The organism is Rhizobium sp. HT1-10 (assembly GCF_049472505.1).
GTDB lineage: Bacteria > Pseudomonadota > Alphaproteobacteria > Rhizobiales > Rhizobiaceae > Rhizobium.
Genome location: NZ_JBCEBQ010000001.1, coordinates 364,686 through 378,564, shown reverse-complemented (window position 1 = coordinate 378,564; position 13,879 = coordinate 364,686). Strand labels below are relative to the sequence as shown.

The 13,879-nt window shown below is 62.4% G+C and carries 13 protein-coding genes; 7 read left to right on the top strand and 6 right to left on the bottom strand.

Annotation, left to right across the window (positions count from 1 at the left end; genetic code table 11):
* Positions 1 to 39: 39 nt before the first annotated feature.
* The 3 genes from VH564_RS01800 to VH564_RS01790 all read right to left on the bottom strand — a co-directional run bounded on the left by VH564_RS01800 (position 40) and on the right by VH564_RS01790 (position 5,259).
* Positions 40 to 2,595, bottom strand: a complete 2,556-nt coding sequence (locus VH564_RS01800) for a DUF1217 domain-containing protein (RefSeq protein WP_423338116.1) — start codon at positions 2,593 to 2,595, stop codon at positions 40 to 42.
* 120 nt (positions 2,596 to 2,715) lie between these two features.
* Positions 2,716 to 4,230, bottom strand: coding sequence for an HAL/PAL/TAL family ammonia-lyase (locus tag VH564_RS01795; protein ID WP_423338115.1), 1,515 nt, complete (start codon positions 4,228 to 4,230; stop codon positions 2,716 to 2,718).
* A 24-nt stretch (positions 4,231 to 4,254) separates the two neighbouring features.
* The gene (locus VH564_RS01790) at positions 4,255 to 5,259 is read right to left on the bottom strand and encodes an ornithine cyclodeaminase family protein (protein WP_423338114.1); all 1,005 of its coding nucleotides are present in this window, start codon (positions 5,257 to 5,259) and stop codon (positions 4,255 to 4,257) included.
* 304 nt (positions 5,260 to 5,563) lie between these two features.
* Here VH564_RS01790 and VH564_RS01785 point away from each other — a divergent pair, with 304 nt between their 5' ends.
* From VH564_RS01785 to VH564_RS01775, 3 genes are all read left to right on the top strand, one after another.
* Entirely contained in the window at positions 5,564 to 6,784 is a 1,221-nt protein-coding gene (locus tag VH564_RS01785) for a DnaJ C-terminal domain-containing protein (RefSeq protein WP_423338113.1), read from the top strand.
* A gap of 119 nt (positions 6,785 to 6,903) precedes the next feature.
* On the top strand, positions 6,904 to 7,722 hold the full coding sequence (fabI, locus tag VH564_RS01780; protein WP_423338112.1) for an enoyl-ACP reductase FabI: 819 nt from the start codon (positions 6,904 to 6,906) through the stop codon (positions 7,720 to 7,722).
* 19 nt (positions 7,723 to 7,741) lie between these two features.
* Positions 7,742 to 8,335 (top strand): histidine phosphatase family protein, encoded by a 594-nt coding sequence (locus VH564_RS01775; protein ID WP_423338111.1) that lies wholly within the window; start codon positions 7,742 to 7,744, stop codon positions 8,333 to 8,335.
* Positions 8,336 to 8,349: 14 nt separating this feature from the next.
* On the opposite strand, the gene VH564_RS01770 is transcribed toward VH564_RS01775, so the two are convergent.
* Together VH564_RS01770 and VH564_RS01765 are read right to left on the bottom strand one after the other, a co-directional pair.
* Positions 8,350 to 8,607, bottom strand: coding sequence for a DUF1344 domain-containing protein (locus tag VH564_RS01770; RefSeq protein WP_423338707.1), 258 nt, complete (start codon positions 8,605 to 8,607; stop codon positions 8,350 to 8,352).
* Positions 8,608 to 8,701: 94 nt separating this feature from the next.
* Positions 8,702 to 9,043 (bottom strand): hypothetical protein, encoded by a 342-nt coding sequence (locus VH564_RS01765; RefSeq protein WP_423338110.1) that lies wholly within the window; start codon positions 9,041 to 9,043, stop codon positions 8,702 to 8,704.
* Between VH564_RS01765 and aroC the strand changes: the two genes are divergently transcribed.
* Positions 9,042 to 10,139: a chorismate synthase gene (gene aroC, locus VH564_RS01760; protein ID WP_423338109.1), complete on the top strand. Its 1,098-nt coding sequence runs from the start codon at positions 9,042 to 9,044 to the stop codon at positions 10,137 to 10,139. The two genes, VH564_RS01765 and aroC, sit on opposite strands and share 2 nt — an antisense overlap.
* Before the next feature lie 10 nt (positions 10,140 to 10,149).
* Positions 10,150 to 11,250 (top strand): 3,4-dihydroxy-2-butanone-4-phosphate synthase, encoded by a 1,101-nt coding sequence (gene ribB / locus VH564_RS01755; protein ID WP_423338108.1) that lies wholly within the window; start codon positions 10,150 to 10,152, stop codon positions 11,248 to 11,250.
* A 41-nt stretch (positions 11,251 to 11,291) separates the two neighbouring features.
* On the opposite strand, the gene VH564_RS01750 is transcribed toward ribB, so the two are convergent.
* Positions 11,292 to 12,482, bottom strand: coding sequence for a winged helix-turn-helix domain-containing protein (locus VH564_RS01750; protein WP_423338107.1), 1,191 nt, complete (start codon positions 12,480 to 12,482; stop codon positions 11,292 to 11,294).
* Between the two features lie 107 nt (positions 12,483 to 12,589).
* Between VH564_RS01750 and VH564_RS01745 the strand changes: the two genes are divergently transcribed.
* Entirely contained in the window at positions 12,590 to 13,267 is a 678-nt protein-coding gene (locus VH564_RS01745; RefSeq protein WP_423338106.1) for an energy-coupling factor ABC transporter ATP-binding protein, read from the top strand.
* The gene (locus VH564_RS01740) at positions 13,267 to 13,869 is read left to right on the top strand and encodes an energy-coupling factor transporter transmembrane component T family protein (RefSeq protein ID WP_423338105.1); all 603 of its coding nucleotides are present in this window, start codon (positions 13,267 to 13,269) and stop codon (positions 13,867 to 13,869) included. The genes VH564_RS01745 and VH564_RS01740 overlap by 1 nt, the downstream gene beginning before the upstream one ends.
* Positions 13,870 to 13,879: the final 10 nt, after the last annotated feature.

Here is a 13,879-nt window from a genome sequence, read left to right as displayed (position 1 = left end):
ATTGCGATGCGGGATCGCGCGTTGCCGCAAATCGGCCGGTCAGCCGCGCTTCAATTGGGTGATCGAAAGCAGCGTATCCGCGCTGATGCCGAAGGTGCCGTTCGATTGCAGGACGGTCAGCGCCGAGGACGAGCCGCCGTTGCCGTTCTTCAGGTCGTATTCGACGGAGAAGCGCTGCATCAGCTTGTTCAGCTTCTTGGAGTCGTGCAAGTCGTCGACGTTGACGAATTTCTTCAGGAGCTTCGCCTGCGCGTCCACGTCCATCGAGGAGATGGCGCTCGGCAGGCTGTAGGTGGTTGTTACCACCGAGTAGAGAGCGCTATCGGCCATGATGTCGTAGACCGAGTTGATATTGGGCGCCTGCCGCTGGAAATAGAGAGCCAGGCGGATGCCGTCATTGGCCTCGCCCTCCTGTTTTTCCAGCGTCTGGTGCAGATAGAGATCGTTGGTCGCGTCGAGCGCGCCCTTGTTCTGCGCCGTTCCAAGCTTGGTGTCGACCAGTTTGCCGTCCTTGCCGAAGTTGAATGCCTCGACGATGGCCTTATAGGGGGCGCCATCGGGGGTGTTGATGAAGCTCTTGGCCTTGTCGGGATCCGAGGTGAAGGCCTTCTTCAGCGTATCGGCCGTCACCTTCTTGGGGTCGAAGCCGTTGGCCGTCAGCACGAAACTCGTCAGCTTGCTGTCCTTCAGGAAGTCGTCAAGGTTGGTGACGTCGGCCATGTGCGTGGCGAAATAGGTGGCAGTGGTCTTGATGTCGGCAACGGCCTTGGTAAGCGCAGTTCCGGTCAGGCCGCGTTTCGCATCCTTGGAGTATTCCGAGATATAGCTGTTGATCTGCGTGGTCGAGAGCGCAGCTACGGGCAGCTTCAGCTTGCCCTCGCTATCGAAATTGAAGGCCTTGGCCAGGTTGACGAAGCGGTCGTCCTTCAGCTTGTTCACGTAGCTCTTTGGATCATAGGGATCGCTCTCCATGATCTTCTTCATCTCCGCCTTGGAGATCTCGTTCTCGCCGATGCCGTAGGTGCGCAGCGCCATCTGGTAGAGTTCGGGAAGATTGTCGTTCTTCTTGTTCTTGTCGGCAGCGTTGCTGGCGAAGAACTGCTCGATGGTTTTGACGTCGGCGATGCGGGTCTTGTAGTTCGCGACGGCGTCGACGGTGGTTGCCGTCTGTTCCGCCGCGTAGTTTGCCGCATAGGATTTTGTCGCGGCATCCAACTGCGTGGCAGTCTGCGCCTTCTGACCGGAAGCCACCGTGCCATCAGACTGGAAGTTGAACTGCGCCACCACGTCGGAAAAGCCGATCAGCTTGGCATAGGTCGGATCTTCCATGGCCGTCTCGAAATCGTAGCGCAGCGTGTTTTCCGTCGCCTGCCCGTCCAGCGCCTCGAGATTGTAGGCGATCTTGACATAGTCGAAGAGACGCTTGTTGTGGGTCAGTTCCTCGACCGAGGTGACAGAGCCTATGTTGGCCTTGTAGTAGGCGGCATCGTCGGCGGCGGCGGCTGCCGTCACGAAGGTCGGCACCGTGTCGTTATAGGCGTCCATGATGACCGCCTTCTGCCCGAGCGTCTGGGCCTGGCTCTTGTACTGAGCGACGTAATTCTGCGATGTGGTTGCGATCTGGTCGGCCGTCTGCACAGAGGCACCGTCGGGAACGGCGCCGCTCGGCTGAAAGTTGAACTGCGCCAGCGCGGAGGTCAGGCCGTATCGCGCCGCCGTGCCGGCATCGGCAATCGATGCGGTGAACTGCACGTCGGTGATGCCGGACGGGATCGCATAGGCGGCCTTGACGTAATCGAACAGCCGGGCGTCGGAGACGAGATTGCTTGCCGACTTCACCGCCCCGATATTCGCCTCGTAATAGGCCTTGTCGCTATCGGCCGTTGTCGTCGCGATGGTTCCGTCGGCATTGAAATTGAATTGCGCGGTTATGGTCTTGCCGGCCGCGCTGCCGCTGACATTGACGAAGCTATTGGGGTCGCTGAGGTCGCTTGTCAGCATCGATCTCAGAAAGCTGGTGGAGACGTTCTTCGGGTCGATGCCGTAGCCCTTCAGCACGTAGTCCCTGAGACGGCTGTTCTTGAGGAGGTCGTCGACTGATTTGATCGAGCCGATATTGGCGTCATAGTAGTTGGTCTCGGTCTTGGCGGCCGCTTCCTCCGTGGCGAAGGACTGCTGATAGAGACCGATGGACGCATCGGTCGTCTTGGTGGCGGCCGTGCCGAACATCTTCGTCTGGGTGCTTGCGGTCTGGGCAGTAGCGGCACCCGTCGCGCCGAAATTGAAGGCGGCGGCGATCTGCTTGTATTTGGGATCGTTCAGGCGGTTGGCAAAGCTGGTGGGGTCGCTGAGGTCGCTGGTGAAGACCTTCTTCATGAAGCCTTTAGCATAGGTGAAGTCTTCGAGACCATGCGCCTTCATGGCGTAGCTGTAGAGCTGATAGTTGCCCATCAGGTCGTCGAGCGTCTTCACCTTGCCGATGTGGGCGTTGTAGTAGTCGATTTCACGCTTGGTGCTGGTCTGCGAAGCCACCCGCGACAGCGTCGACGTCATATTTCGCGTATCGAGCGTAAAGCTCTGATAGGTTGATGTCATGATCGCGTGGCCCCACAGCTTGCGTCAAGTCGAAGAAGATTACCCTTCATGATAGCAGCCTAAGCTTACCTGAGACTTTACGATGTCACGCAGGCGATTGCTCGCAATGGAGCGGCGGCGCTACAGGTCGAACTGGGGCGGCAGCAAACGTCCGGCAGCGACGGCACGGGAGAGAGCATAGATGTCGTCGCTCGACGACCGGTCCCGATCCAGCGGCGGGACGATCGTCCGCACCTTTGCCATCAGGGTTTTCGCACCCTGTCCAAGAGCGATGTTGCCTCGCAGATCGATGGCACGGGCGGCAATGATCAGCTCTATCGCGGTCAGATAACGCAGCTTCTCGACCAGCCGCTGCGTCTTGTCGATCACCGACATCGACATGGATGCATAGTCCTCGACCCGATCCGCGACGGGTGTGACGGCAAACGGCATCGGCAGAGCCAGATGGCCGATCTCCGCCGTCAATGCGGCAATCGTCTTTTGCAGCGCGCCAAAGCCGTTGGCGCCCGGTTCGTCAGGCGCAAGGAAGCGCGGCAGGTCGGAGAAGCCTGGCGACAGAAGCTTCATCATCCGCTCCGCCGCCATCGCCGCCAGTCGCGCAAGCGCCAGACCGAGGGTGTCGAAGGCAAGCACCATATGTGTCGGATCGAAATTGCCGGTCGGCAGAACGAGATCCTGATCGGCGATGACAGAGGGATTGTCGTCGCTGGAGCGCAGTTCAAGTTCGGTGGCGGCATAGGCAGCCCTCAATGCGTGAAGGGCCGTGCCGGATACGGCTGGGGCGCAGCGCAGGCTGAGCGGATCCTGAAGTCGGCGCGCGGCCTTTGTTGCGACGAGGTCGCCGCCCTCGAGCAGCGTCCTGATGGCCGCCGCCGCTTCGCCCTGGCACGGGCCCGGCCGCAGGCGATCTGCCCAGGGATGGAGAGGGTCGACATTCGCGCGAAAGCCCTCGAAGGACAGGGCGACCGCGCCGAGATGGGCGTCGAGGACATGCCTGACATCCTGCAGCAGAAGGCAGGCGAGCCCGATCGAGGCAGCATTGGAGGAGATGAGCGACAGCCCGTCCTTCACTCCGAAGGCCGGCAGAGGCAGGCCTGATGCAGCGAAGGCTTCGGCGCCTGACATGACAGCGCCTTGCGGGGCAAGGACGGCACCCTCGCCGATCAGCGTCAGCGCGATGTGAGCGAGCGGCGCCAGGTCTGCCTCGCCGAGCGAGCCGGTCATCGGCACGCGCGGGTGGATGCGATGGTTGAGCATGTCGGCGAGCGTCTGCACGACAGGCGCGGAGACCCCGGAATAGCCGAGACAGAAGCGGGCGATCCGCACCGCCATCATGGCGCGCACCTCCTCCACTTCCGCAAACCGGCCGACGCCGACGGCGCGGGGGCGCGGTATGCGATACTGGGCGGAGCCGGATGAGGGATCGAGGCGGGTGTCGACGGCGGCGCCGAGACCGGTGCTGACGCCGTAGATCGCCTCCCCGCTTCCCGCATGACGAAGGAGACAGGCATAGGCGGCGTCGATAGCGGCAACGGCGTCTGCACCGATCTCCACCTTGGCGCAGAGCCTAGAGATGGCGCACACTGCCTCGACGCTGCCGCCCGTGGGCGTGAAGGTGACGCTGCTGCTATCCATGCTGGCCTCCATGCGCCAACGACCTCAGGCGAAGCGCAGGCGCTGGCCGATGCCCAGCTGCCGCGCCTTATCGACCATGGCAGCCCCTAGCGCAATATCGGTGGTGCTGAGGCCGCGATGCCAGAACAGGATGGTTTCATCATCGCTCTCGCGGCCGGGCCGCGCGCCGCAGACGATCTGGCCGATTTCGGCGTGCAGATTTTCCGCCGTCACCTTGCCTTCGTCGACATGCCGGCGCAGCGCCCCGTAGGGACGGCCGGGACCGCACTGGCCCCAATCGTCGACCACCACCTTGTCCATGATGTCGGTGAGATCGAATTCCAGCGCGCTCATCGTGCCATAGGGAACGACGAAGGCACCCTTCTTGACCCAGGCGGTCTTCAGAAGCGGCGTGGGCTCCGGCAGGCGGCTCGCCTCGATAAGGATGTCTGCGCCGTCAAGGCAGCCCTGCCAGTTGTCGGTGACGACGATCTTCTTGCCCAAGTCCTGCTCTAGCCGGGCCGCGAAGGCATTGCGGCTTTCGGGGCGGCGGGAATGGATGCGGATTTCGTCGAAATCGAAGATGTGGTCGAGCAGCCGGACGTTCCAATAAGAAGTGCCGCGCGCGCCGACATGACCGAGGATCTTGCTGTCCTTGCGGGCCAAGTGGCGAGCGCCGATGGCGGTCACGGCACCGGTGCGCATGTCGGTGATGGCGGTGGCATCGACGATGGCCCTGGGCACGCCGGTATTGGGGTCGAACAGATTGAGCACCGCCATCTCGGAGGGCAGGCCGACTTTGTAGTTGTCGACGAAATCCCCGACCACCTTGACGCCGGCATAGCCGAGCGCCTTCACATAGCCGCGCAGCACATTGAAGTGCCCCTTGTCGGAGCTCTCAGGCACAAGGTGGACGCGTGGCTCGATGACGGTCTCGCCCCGCCCCTGGGCATCGAGCGCCTTGGACACCGCATCGAGGATGTCGTCATTGGTCAGCGCCAGGGCCTTCACATCGAGAGCGTTGAGATAATCGATCCAGATTTCCTGCATGGGCCGTCCTGTCCTTTACCGGCTTGGGGTGCGCGCCGGCGATGCATGAGATGCTTCAAAATGGCGGAAGAGACCGGCAGAGTTAACCGTCCGGCCGTTTATTACCCCAATTTTTAGTGAATGAATAACCATTGCCGAAGTTCGCCTGAGGCCGAAGGCGCACTGTAACGCCTGATTAGCAACTGTCCAGCAGGATCACAATATATGCGTGACGGATTCCGCTTCTGGCGGATGAGCCGTGGCGTGCGTTGAGTGAGTACGGCAGGGCCTTTTGACCCTGCCGATGAAAAGCGGCGATCGAAGAATGCGTGATCCATACAAGACCCTGGGCGTCAGACAGGACGCCGACGTTGACGAGATCAAGGCAGCGTGGCGGACCATGGCCAAGGCGGTCCATCCCGACCACAATCGCGACGACCCGACGGCAACTGCACGCTTTGCCGAAATCGGTCGTGCCTATGAAACATTGAAAGATCCGAAGAAACGTAGTCGCTACGATCAGGTGACCAACATGTCGTCTTCCGCAAAGGGCAACGGCCCGACCATCATGCAGCAGCGCCAGGCCGCCCGCGAGGCCGAGGAGCGCGCCAAGGTCGCCCGTGCCAACGCGGAACGGGTCATGGAAGAACTCGCCCGCGCCGCCGCGCAGAAAGCCCAGAAGGCGGCAAGTGCTGCCGCCAGCGCCTCTGCCGCTGCAGCCGCGAAGGCTTCGTCGTCGACCGCGCAACCGCCACCATCGGGGACCGCATCCGCTGCCGACGCCGCCGCGCCGGAAACGGCGGAGGATATGGTCGAGCGCATTTTCGGCGCCCGCGCCGCCGCCTCCCCCGTCGAAAAGCCAGCCTCCGCGCAGCAGGCCAGCGAGCCAGCCGAACCGGAAGTCGTCGATGCCGGCCCTGACGGTGCCGAGCCGGCGGTCGCCACCAGCGCCATCGCCGCCATCATCGGGCTGCCACCATTCGCCATCCTGACCTCCTTCGTGCGTCGGATTACAGGCATTGCGCCCCCCGCCCAGGAAAAGGCGCCGGAGATTGCCGCCGAAGCGCGCATCACGCTCGACGATATCATCAGCAACCGCTGGATCACCGTGCCGCTTGCCGACGGCAAGGAAGTGCGCTTCCAGGCCGCTGCCGGCATGAGCGACGGCCATGTCGTTCGTCTGAAGGGCCAGGGATTGAAGCTGCAGGGCATGATGCGCGGGGATGTGGCGGTCACAGTGCATCTCGAACCGCACGAACGGTTTGCCGTGAAGGGCTCCGACCTCCATACCCCGCTTCCGGTCACGATCGAGAATGCCGTGCTTGGCTGGGAGACCAGCATCGAGGGGCCTCGAGGGCCGGTCGCTGTCAGCGTCCCCGCATGGTCCGGCTCCGACCATACGATCCGCATCACCGGCGAAGGTCTGCCGGACGAAACGGGCGGAAAGGGGGATCTTGTGGTCGAACTACGGTTGATGCTGTGGGAAAAACCCGATCACAAGATGACCGACCTGATGCGGAGCATGAAAGACGGGCTGTTTCTCTGATATTTTTGCAGCGCACACCCTTTATTACGCTCCCTAACAGTTGATGATGTCAGCCAAGCTTGAACCCTCGAACCGCCTATGCCATAGGCAGGGTCGATTGAAGTTCAAGGGAGCAGACTATGGCTCAAGCGACAGGCCTGATGGCAGGCAAACGCGGCGTTATCTTTGGTGTCGCCAACAACCGCTCGATTGCATGGGGCATTGCCAAGGCAATCCATGCACAGGGCGGCGAGGTTGCCTTAACCTATCAGGGCGATGCGCTGAAGAAGCGGGTCGAGCCTCTGGCTGCCGAAATCGGCGGACATCTGGTCGGTCACTGCGACGTGTCCGATGAAAGCACGATCGACGATGTCTTTACGACCGTCGAAAAGCTGTGGGGCAAGATCGACTTCGTGGTTCACGCCATCGGCTTTTCCGACAAGGACGAGCTGACCGGTCGCTACGTCGATACGTCGCCCGACAATTTCGCCAAGACCATGCAGATCTCGGTATTCTCGTTCACCTCGATTGCGCGGCGCGCCGAGAAGCTGATGACCGATGGCGGCGCGATGCTGACCCTCACCTATTACGGTGCCGAGAAGGTCATGCCGAACTACAACGTCATGGGCGTGGCCAAGGCCGCTCTCGAGGCCAGCGTCAAGTACCTCGCCGTCGACCTCGGACCGAAGAACATCCGCGTCAACGCTGTCTCGGCCGGCCCGATCAAGACTTTGGCCGCCTCCGGTATCGGCGACTTCCGCTATATTCTGAAGTGGAACGAGTACAACGCGCCGCTGCGTCGCACCGTGACGATCGAGGAAGTCGGCGATGTCGGTCTTTACCTGCTGTCCGACCTGTCGCGTTCGGTCACCGGCGAAGTCCATCACGCCGACAGCGGCTATCACGTCGTTGGCATGAAGGCCGTCGATGCGCCTGACATCTCCGTCATCAAGGACTGACCTTAGACAGGAACTGCTTTTGCCGCTTTACGTCATCCGCCACGGCCAGACGGACTGGAACGCCGAGCGCCGGCTGCAGGGGCAGCGGGATATCGAACTCAATGAGGTCGGTCGCGAGCAGGCCCGCGTCAACGGATTGACGCTGGCCGCCATTCTCGGCGACAGTGCCGGGACCTTCGACTATGTCGCAAGCCCTCTCAAGCGCACGCGCGCAACGATGGAAATCGTGCGCGCTGCGATGGGGCTTCCACCGGAGGCGTACCGCACGGACGAGCGGCTGGTCGAAGTGTCGTTCGGGGCCTGGGAGGGCTCCACGCTCAAGGAAGTCAAGCTGACGCAGCCGGATCGGCTTGCGGAGCGCAATGCCGCCAAGTGGGACTTCATTCCTCCTGGTGAGGATGCCGAAAGCTATGAAATATTGTCGTGGCGGGTTGGGGCCTGGCTGCAGTCGGTCGACAAGCCGACGGTCTGCGTTGCCCATGGCGGCGTCATCCGCGCGCTGTTTCGCCTGATCGCCGATACCCCCAAGAATGAGGCCGCCGAGGGCCAGATCCCGCAGGACCGCATTCTGAAGATCGATCTCGGGGCAAAGACCATCGGCTGGATCGACTGATCCATTGCTTGGTTTTAGACGATATCGAGATCGTTGATGAGGCGGCGTCCATCGACTTCCGTATAGAAGACGATAACTTTGAGGCCGACTGCTAGTCCCTCGAACTCGAAAGCGGCTGATGCCTGGTAGGTCCTGCCGTCGTCCAGCGTGATGCTCCGATTTTTCAGATCGACTCTTTTTATCGTCGCCTCGACGTCGGCGCTTTCAGCGAAGCCTGCAACCGGCGCAAGAAAGCTGGCTGTGGCCAATAATGTGGCAACGAAAAATCGCATTTTACCAACCTCTTCCAATATCCGGTCATTCCGATGTTCACCAAATGCCTTCCGAATATGGCTGAAGTTGCTCGCAACAAAGGCTTTCACCGCCTTAATGATGAATCGTTTTTAAGCGCTTCATGATATCCGGATGGAAATGCAGTCCCGTTTCCTTGCGGGCTATCGCGTTGGCCGGCTCGGCCACTTGGCATTCGGCCGGCCGACAGCACTTCAAACTCTGATTGTAGCGCCGCGGCCTCGCCGCATACGCGAGCGGCGCGGAGATCGCAGCGCAGTCGCAAGACGCAGGCAATTGTGTTTCTGCGGCCGATCCGCGGCAAAGAAAGCCTTTTGCCTCGGCATGATTTTGTCCTAAGAGTGTGCCGCAATTCATAGAAGAAGCCTGCCCGTCGGAACGACAGGCCGGCTCAGAGGCAAGCCGGTCATTCTCCATGTCGCATAACACCTTCGGTCATCTGTTCCGCGTTACCACCTGGGGCGAAAGTCACGGGCCTTCGCTTGGCTGCGTCGTCGATGGCTGCCCTCCGGGGCTGCACTTCACGCTGGCCGAACTGCAGGTCTGGATGGACAAGCGCAAGCCGGGCCAGTCGCGGTTCGTCACCCAGCGGCGCGAGGACGATATCGTCAAAGTGCTCTCAGGCGTGATGCTGGACGAGGACGGCGTGACCATGACGACGACGGGAACGCCGATCTCGATGCTGATCGAGAACACCGACCAGCGCTCCAAGGATTACGGCGAGATCGCCAACCAGTATCGGCCCGGCCATGCCGACTATACCTATGACGTGAAGTACGGCATCCGCGACTATCGCGGCGGCGGACGCTCGTCGGCCCGTGAAACGGCGGCACGGGTGGCGGCCGGCGGCATTGCCCGGCTTGTCGTGCCCGGCGTCACGGTTCGCGCCGCTCTGGTGCAGATAGGCAAGCACAAGATCAACCGCGACAACTGGGACTGGGCGCAGGTCGACCAGAACCCGTTCTTCGCGCCGGACCCCGAGATCGTGCCCGTCTGGGAGGAGTATCTCGACGGCATCCGCAAGGCCGGCTCGTCGATCGGCGCCGTGGTTGAGGTGATTGCCGAAGGGGTTCCCGCCGGTCTTGGCGCACCGATCTACGGCAAGCTCGACCAGGACGTCGCCTCGCTGCTGATGTCGATCAACGCGGTCAAGGGCGTCGAGATCGGCAACGGATTTGCGGCGGCGGAACTGAGCGGCGAGGAAAATGCCGACGAGATGCGGATGGGCAACGACGGCAAGCCGATCTTCCTGTCCAACCACGCCGGCGGCGTGCTCGGCGGCATCTCGACCGGCGAGCCGCTGATCGCCCGCTTTGCCATCAAGCCGACATCGTCGATCCTCACCGAGCGCCAGACCATCGACAAGGACGGTCGCAACGTCGATCTGCGCACCAAGGGCCGCCATGATCCCTGCGTCGGTATCCGCGCCGTGCCGATCGGCGAGGCGATGGTTGCCTGCGCCATTGCCGATCATTATCTGAGAGACCGAGGCCAGACCGGCCGGCTGAAATAAGGACGTTTCCATGCCCTACGACCAGAAGCGCGTCGTCGATGCCATCCGAGCTTTCGAAGCCGGCGAGATCGTCGTCGTCATGGATGACGACGACCGCGAGAACGAAGGCGACCTGATCGTCGCTGCCGTCCACTGCACGCCGGAAAAAATGGCCTTCATCGTTCGCCACACCTCGGGCATCGTCTGCACGCCGATGCCGCGCGAGGAAGCCAAGCGGCTGAACCTCAACGCCATGGTGGCCGAGAACGATTCCGCCCACACCACCGCCTTCACCGTCTCGGTCGACTTCAAGCACGGCACGACAACAGGCATTTCCGCCGACGACCGGAACCTGACGGTGCGCAACCTCGCCAACCCGAATGTCGGCCCCGCCGACTTCGTCCGTCCGGGCCATATCTTCCCGCTGATTTCGCGCGAGGGCGGCGTGCTGATGCGCTCCGGCCACACAGAGGCCGCGGTCGACCTCTGCCGGCTCGCCAACCTGCCGCCCATCGGTGTCATCAGCGAACTCGTCAACGACGACGGAACCGTGATGCGCGGTCCGCAGGTCATGAGCTTTGCCGACACCCACGGTTTCAAGTCGATCTCTGTCGCCGACCTCATCGCCTATCGCCAGCGCAAGGAAACGCTGATCGAACTCGGATCGAGCTTCGACATCGAGACCGCCTTCGGCAAGGCGCGCGCCCACACCTACTCGCTGCCCTGGGACACCATGCAGCATCTGGCCGTCGTCTTCGGCGATATCCGCGACGGCGCCGACGTGCCGGTCCGCCTGCACCCGGAGAACGTCGCCAGCGACGTCTTCGGCAAGGGTCGCCCGGTCGAGCACTACATGAAGAAGATCGCCGATGCCGGCCGCGGTATCATCGTTTATCTGCGCGAGGGCTCCGTCGGCGTCGGCCATCAGGACAATGGCCGCAAGGCGCGCCAGGATCGCGAAGCCCATGCGGAAGCGCAGAGCCGTGACAGCGAGTGGCTGGAAATCGGCCTCGGCGCACAGATCCTCAAGGATCTCGGCGTCACCTCGATCAACCTTTTGACGACGCGCTCGCGCCACTATGTCGGGCTCGAGGGTTTTGGCATCAAGATCTCCAAGACCGAGATCTGCTGAGGTCGCCTGGAGCCGGTGAAAAGAGACAGGGGCGGATGGCATCAACCGCGCCAGCCGTCCTGCAGCACCACCCGCTCGACGCCGGCAAAGCGAGCAATGCGGTCGAGCTCGGCCGCCAGCTTCTCCAGCCGGCCGCTCGATGGTCGCACGCCCGGCTCGAGCCATAGGCGCTTGACATCGAGGGTGCCGGCCTGGCGGTCGGCCTTCATGTCGATCCGGCCGATCAGACGGTCGCCTTCCAGCAACGGAAAAACATAGTAGCCGTATTCGCGCTTGGCTTCCGGCACGAAAATCTCGATTCGGTAGAAGAAGCCAAACAACCGCTCGGTCCGGTCGCGGTCTCGCAGCGCCGGATCGAAGGGGCTCAGGACCCGCAGGCGTGCCGGCGGCTCCGGATAGTCCTTGAGCGTCGCGTCGAAATCCGCGAAGGCAAAGGACGGTCGCGGCTTGCCGCCGAGCGCCGGTTCGATCAGCACCTCGCAGAGTTCATCCCTGTGGCCATCGACCCAGGCCCTGGCCTCTTGCGGCGACAAGAGGTTCCAGAAGGCGGCGATCTCGCCTGATGTCGCAAAGCCGAGGCGCTGCAGCGCGCTGCGGCAGGCCCAGTCGACAAAGGCGTCGTGCTCCACCTCGCCTGTGAGGAACTCCGCTGGAATAACGCGCTCGGTGAGATCGTAGATTTTCTGGAAATTGCGGCGGCCGGCGATGGCGAATTTTCCGGTGCGCCAGTGATATTCCAGCGCCGTCTTGTTGGGATGCCAGTTCCACCATCCGCCCGACACATGGCCGTCCGCCTTGATCTCGCGGGCCATGATGGGCCCGCCGCTCCGCACCCGCTCAAAGGTCTCCTCGAAGGCGGCCTCGAACCCCTCGCCCCGCCATTTGCGCCAGCGCTCGAGGATCGATTGGTCCTCGCGGCGGAACTTGTGTTTCCAGTAGACAAAGAATTCGCTCGGCAGGATCGAGGCATCGTGCGTCCAGTGCTCGAACAGCGCGCCGTCCTTCTCGAGGAGTTCGGTCAGGTGTTCGCGCCGATAGGTCTGGTTGCGGGAAAACAGGATCTGGTGATGGGCCCGCTCGACGGTGCCGATGCTGTCGACCTGGACGAAGCCGATGTCGGTGATCAGCTGCAGCAGGCCGGCCTTGCTCAAGGCGCGGTTGGGCGGACTGGCCAGCCCCTGCTTGGCCAGAAAGACGCGACGGGCATCGGCATTTGCGATCAGAATCGTCATGCGAGGAGGATGGCCTGTTCTCCTCCCGATATCAAACGATGACCTTCGATATTTGCCGAAGCAGGTTTACGCGATATAGGAGCCACTTCACTCAAGGAGACCGGCGTTTGGATATTCGCTTCGAGCAGGCCGGCTTGCGCTACGGGCCGCAGATCGCGTTGCAGCCCCTCACCCTCACTCTGTCCGAGCGACGCATCGGCATCATCGGCCTCAACGGTTCCGGCAAGAGCAGCTTTGCGCGAATGATCAACGGGCTGGCGAAGCCGACCACCGGCCGGGTTATCGTCGGCGGCCTCGATACCATCGCCGATGCCAAGGCCGTGCTCGGCAAGGTGGGGTTCATTTTCCAGTCGCCGCAGAACCAGATCATTCTACCGGTGGTGCGCGACGATATCGCCTTCGGTCTTAAGAACAGGGGCCTTGCCAAGCCGGCTGTCGAAGCTGCCGTCGAAGCCGTGCTCGAGCGGCTCGGCGCGCGCCATCTGGCGGACCGGCGGGCACACGAGCTTTCCGGCGGAGAATTGCAGCTGGCGGCGCTTTGCGCGGTGCTGGTCACCGGTCCCGACATCCTCATCCTCGACGAGCCGACCAACCAGCTCGATCTCAGAAACCGTGGGCGCGTCGAGACGATGATCGGAGATCTGCCGGAAAAGGTGATCGTCATCAGCCACGACCTGGCCCTGATCAACAATTTCGACCGCGTGCTTGTCTTCGACCAGGGCCGGCTTGTCGCCGATGGCGCCCCTGGCGACAGTATCGCCCGCTACCGGGAGATTGCGCGCTGATGCAATCGCTCTATGTGGACGCCGACAGCTGGATGCACCGCGCCTCGCCGCGCCTGAAGCTGGGGAGCCTTGCCGTCCTTGGCGTCGCACTGTTTGCGACGACGGATCTCCGCAGCCTTGCCGTCACGCTGCTTGCCGGCGGGGTTCTCTATCTCAATGTCGGGATGACCTGGCGGGAAGCGTTGCGGCGCCTGCAGCCGGTGCTGCTGACCATCGCCTTCGTGACGCTGTTCAGCCTGTTGTTCAACCCCTGGCACGAGGCAGCCGTCACTGTCTTCAGATTGGTGACGCTGACGCTGTTTGCCGCCACACTGACGGCAACGACAACGATTGCCGCTTTCGTCGACGAAATCACCTGGGCAGCGACACCCCTCGAACGGATCGGCCTGGTGAAAGCCGCCGATATCGGGCTGACCGTCGGGCTGGTGGTTCGCTTCGTGCCATTGATCGTCGGTCGCTATGCAGCCATCCGCGAGGCGCATGAAGCGCGCGGCTTGAAAATCCGGCTGCGCACCGTGCTGGTGCCGCTTGTTATCCTGACGCTGAGGGATGCGGACAACATCGCCGCAGCGATTGACGCGCGTGGCATTCGTCGGCATTGAACAAGGACGT

What these genes read in the sequence shown, in the direction of transcription:
- VH564_RS01800 (WP_423338116.1), bottom strand. Translation starts at nt 2,595, where the DNA reads ATGACATCAACCTATCAGAGCTTTACGCTCGATACGCGAAATATGACG.
- VH564_RS01790 (WP_423338114.1), bottom strand. Translation starts at nt 5,259, where the DNA reads ATGCAGGAAATCTGGATCGATTATCTCAACGCTCTCGATGTGAAGGCC.
- ribB (WP_423338108.1), top strand. Translation starts at nt 10,150, where the DNA reads ATGCCCTACGACCAGAAGCGCGTCGTCGATGCCATCCGAGCTTTCGAA.
- fabI (WP_423338112.1), top strand. Translation starts at nt 6,904, where the DNA reads ATGGCTCAAGCGACAGGCCTGATGGCAGGCAAACGCGGCGTTATCTTT.
- aroC (WP_423338109.1), top strand. Translation starts at nt 9,042, where the DNA reads ATGTCGCATAACACCTTCGGTCATCTGTTCCGCGTTACCACCTGGGGC.
- VH564_RS01750 (WP_423338107.1), bottom strand. Translation starts at nt 12,482, where the DNA reads ATGACGATTCTGATCGCAAATGCCGATGCCCGTCGCGTCTTTCTGGCC.
- VH564_RS01795 (WP_423338115.1), bottom strand. Translation starts at nt 4,230, where the DNA reads ATGGATAGCAGCAGCGTCACCTTCACGCCCACGGGCGGCAGCGTCGAG.
- VH564_RS01740 (WP_423338105.1), top strand. Translation starts at nt 13,267, where the DNA reads ATGCAATCGCTCTATGTGGACGCCGACAGCTGGATGCACCGCGCCTCG.
- VH564_RS01770 (WP_423338707.1), bottom strand. Translation starts at nt 8,607, where the DNA reads ATGCGATTTTTCGTTGCCACATTATTGGCCACAGCCAGCTTTCTTGCG.
- VH564_RS01765 (WP_423338110.1), bottom strand. Translation starts at nt 9,043, where the DNA reads ATGGAGAATGACCGGCTTGCCTCTGAGCCGGCCTGTCGTTCCGACGGG.
- VH564_RS01785 (WP_423338113.1), top strand. Translation starts at nt 5,564, where the DNA reads ATGCGTGATCCATACAAGACCCTGGGCGTCAGACAGGACGCCGACGTT.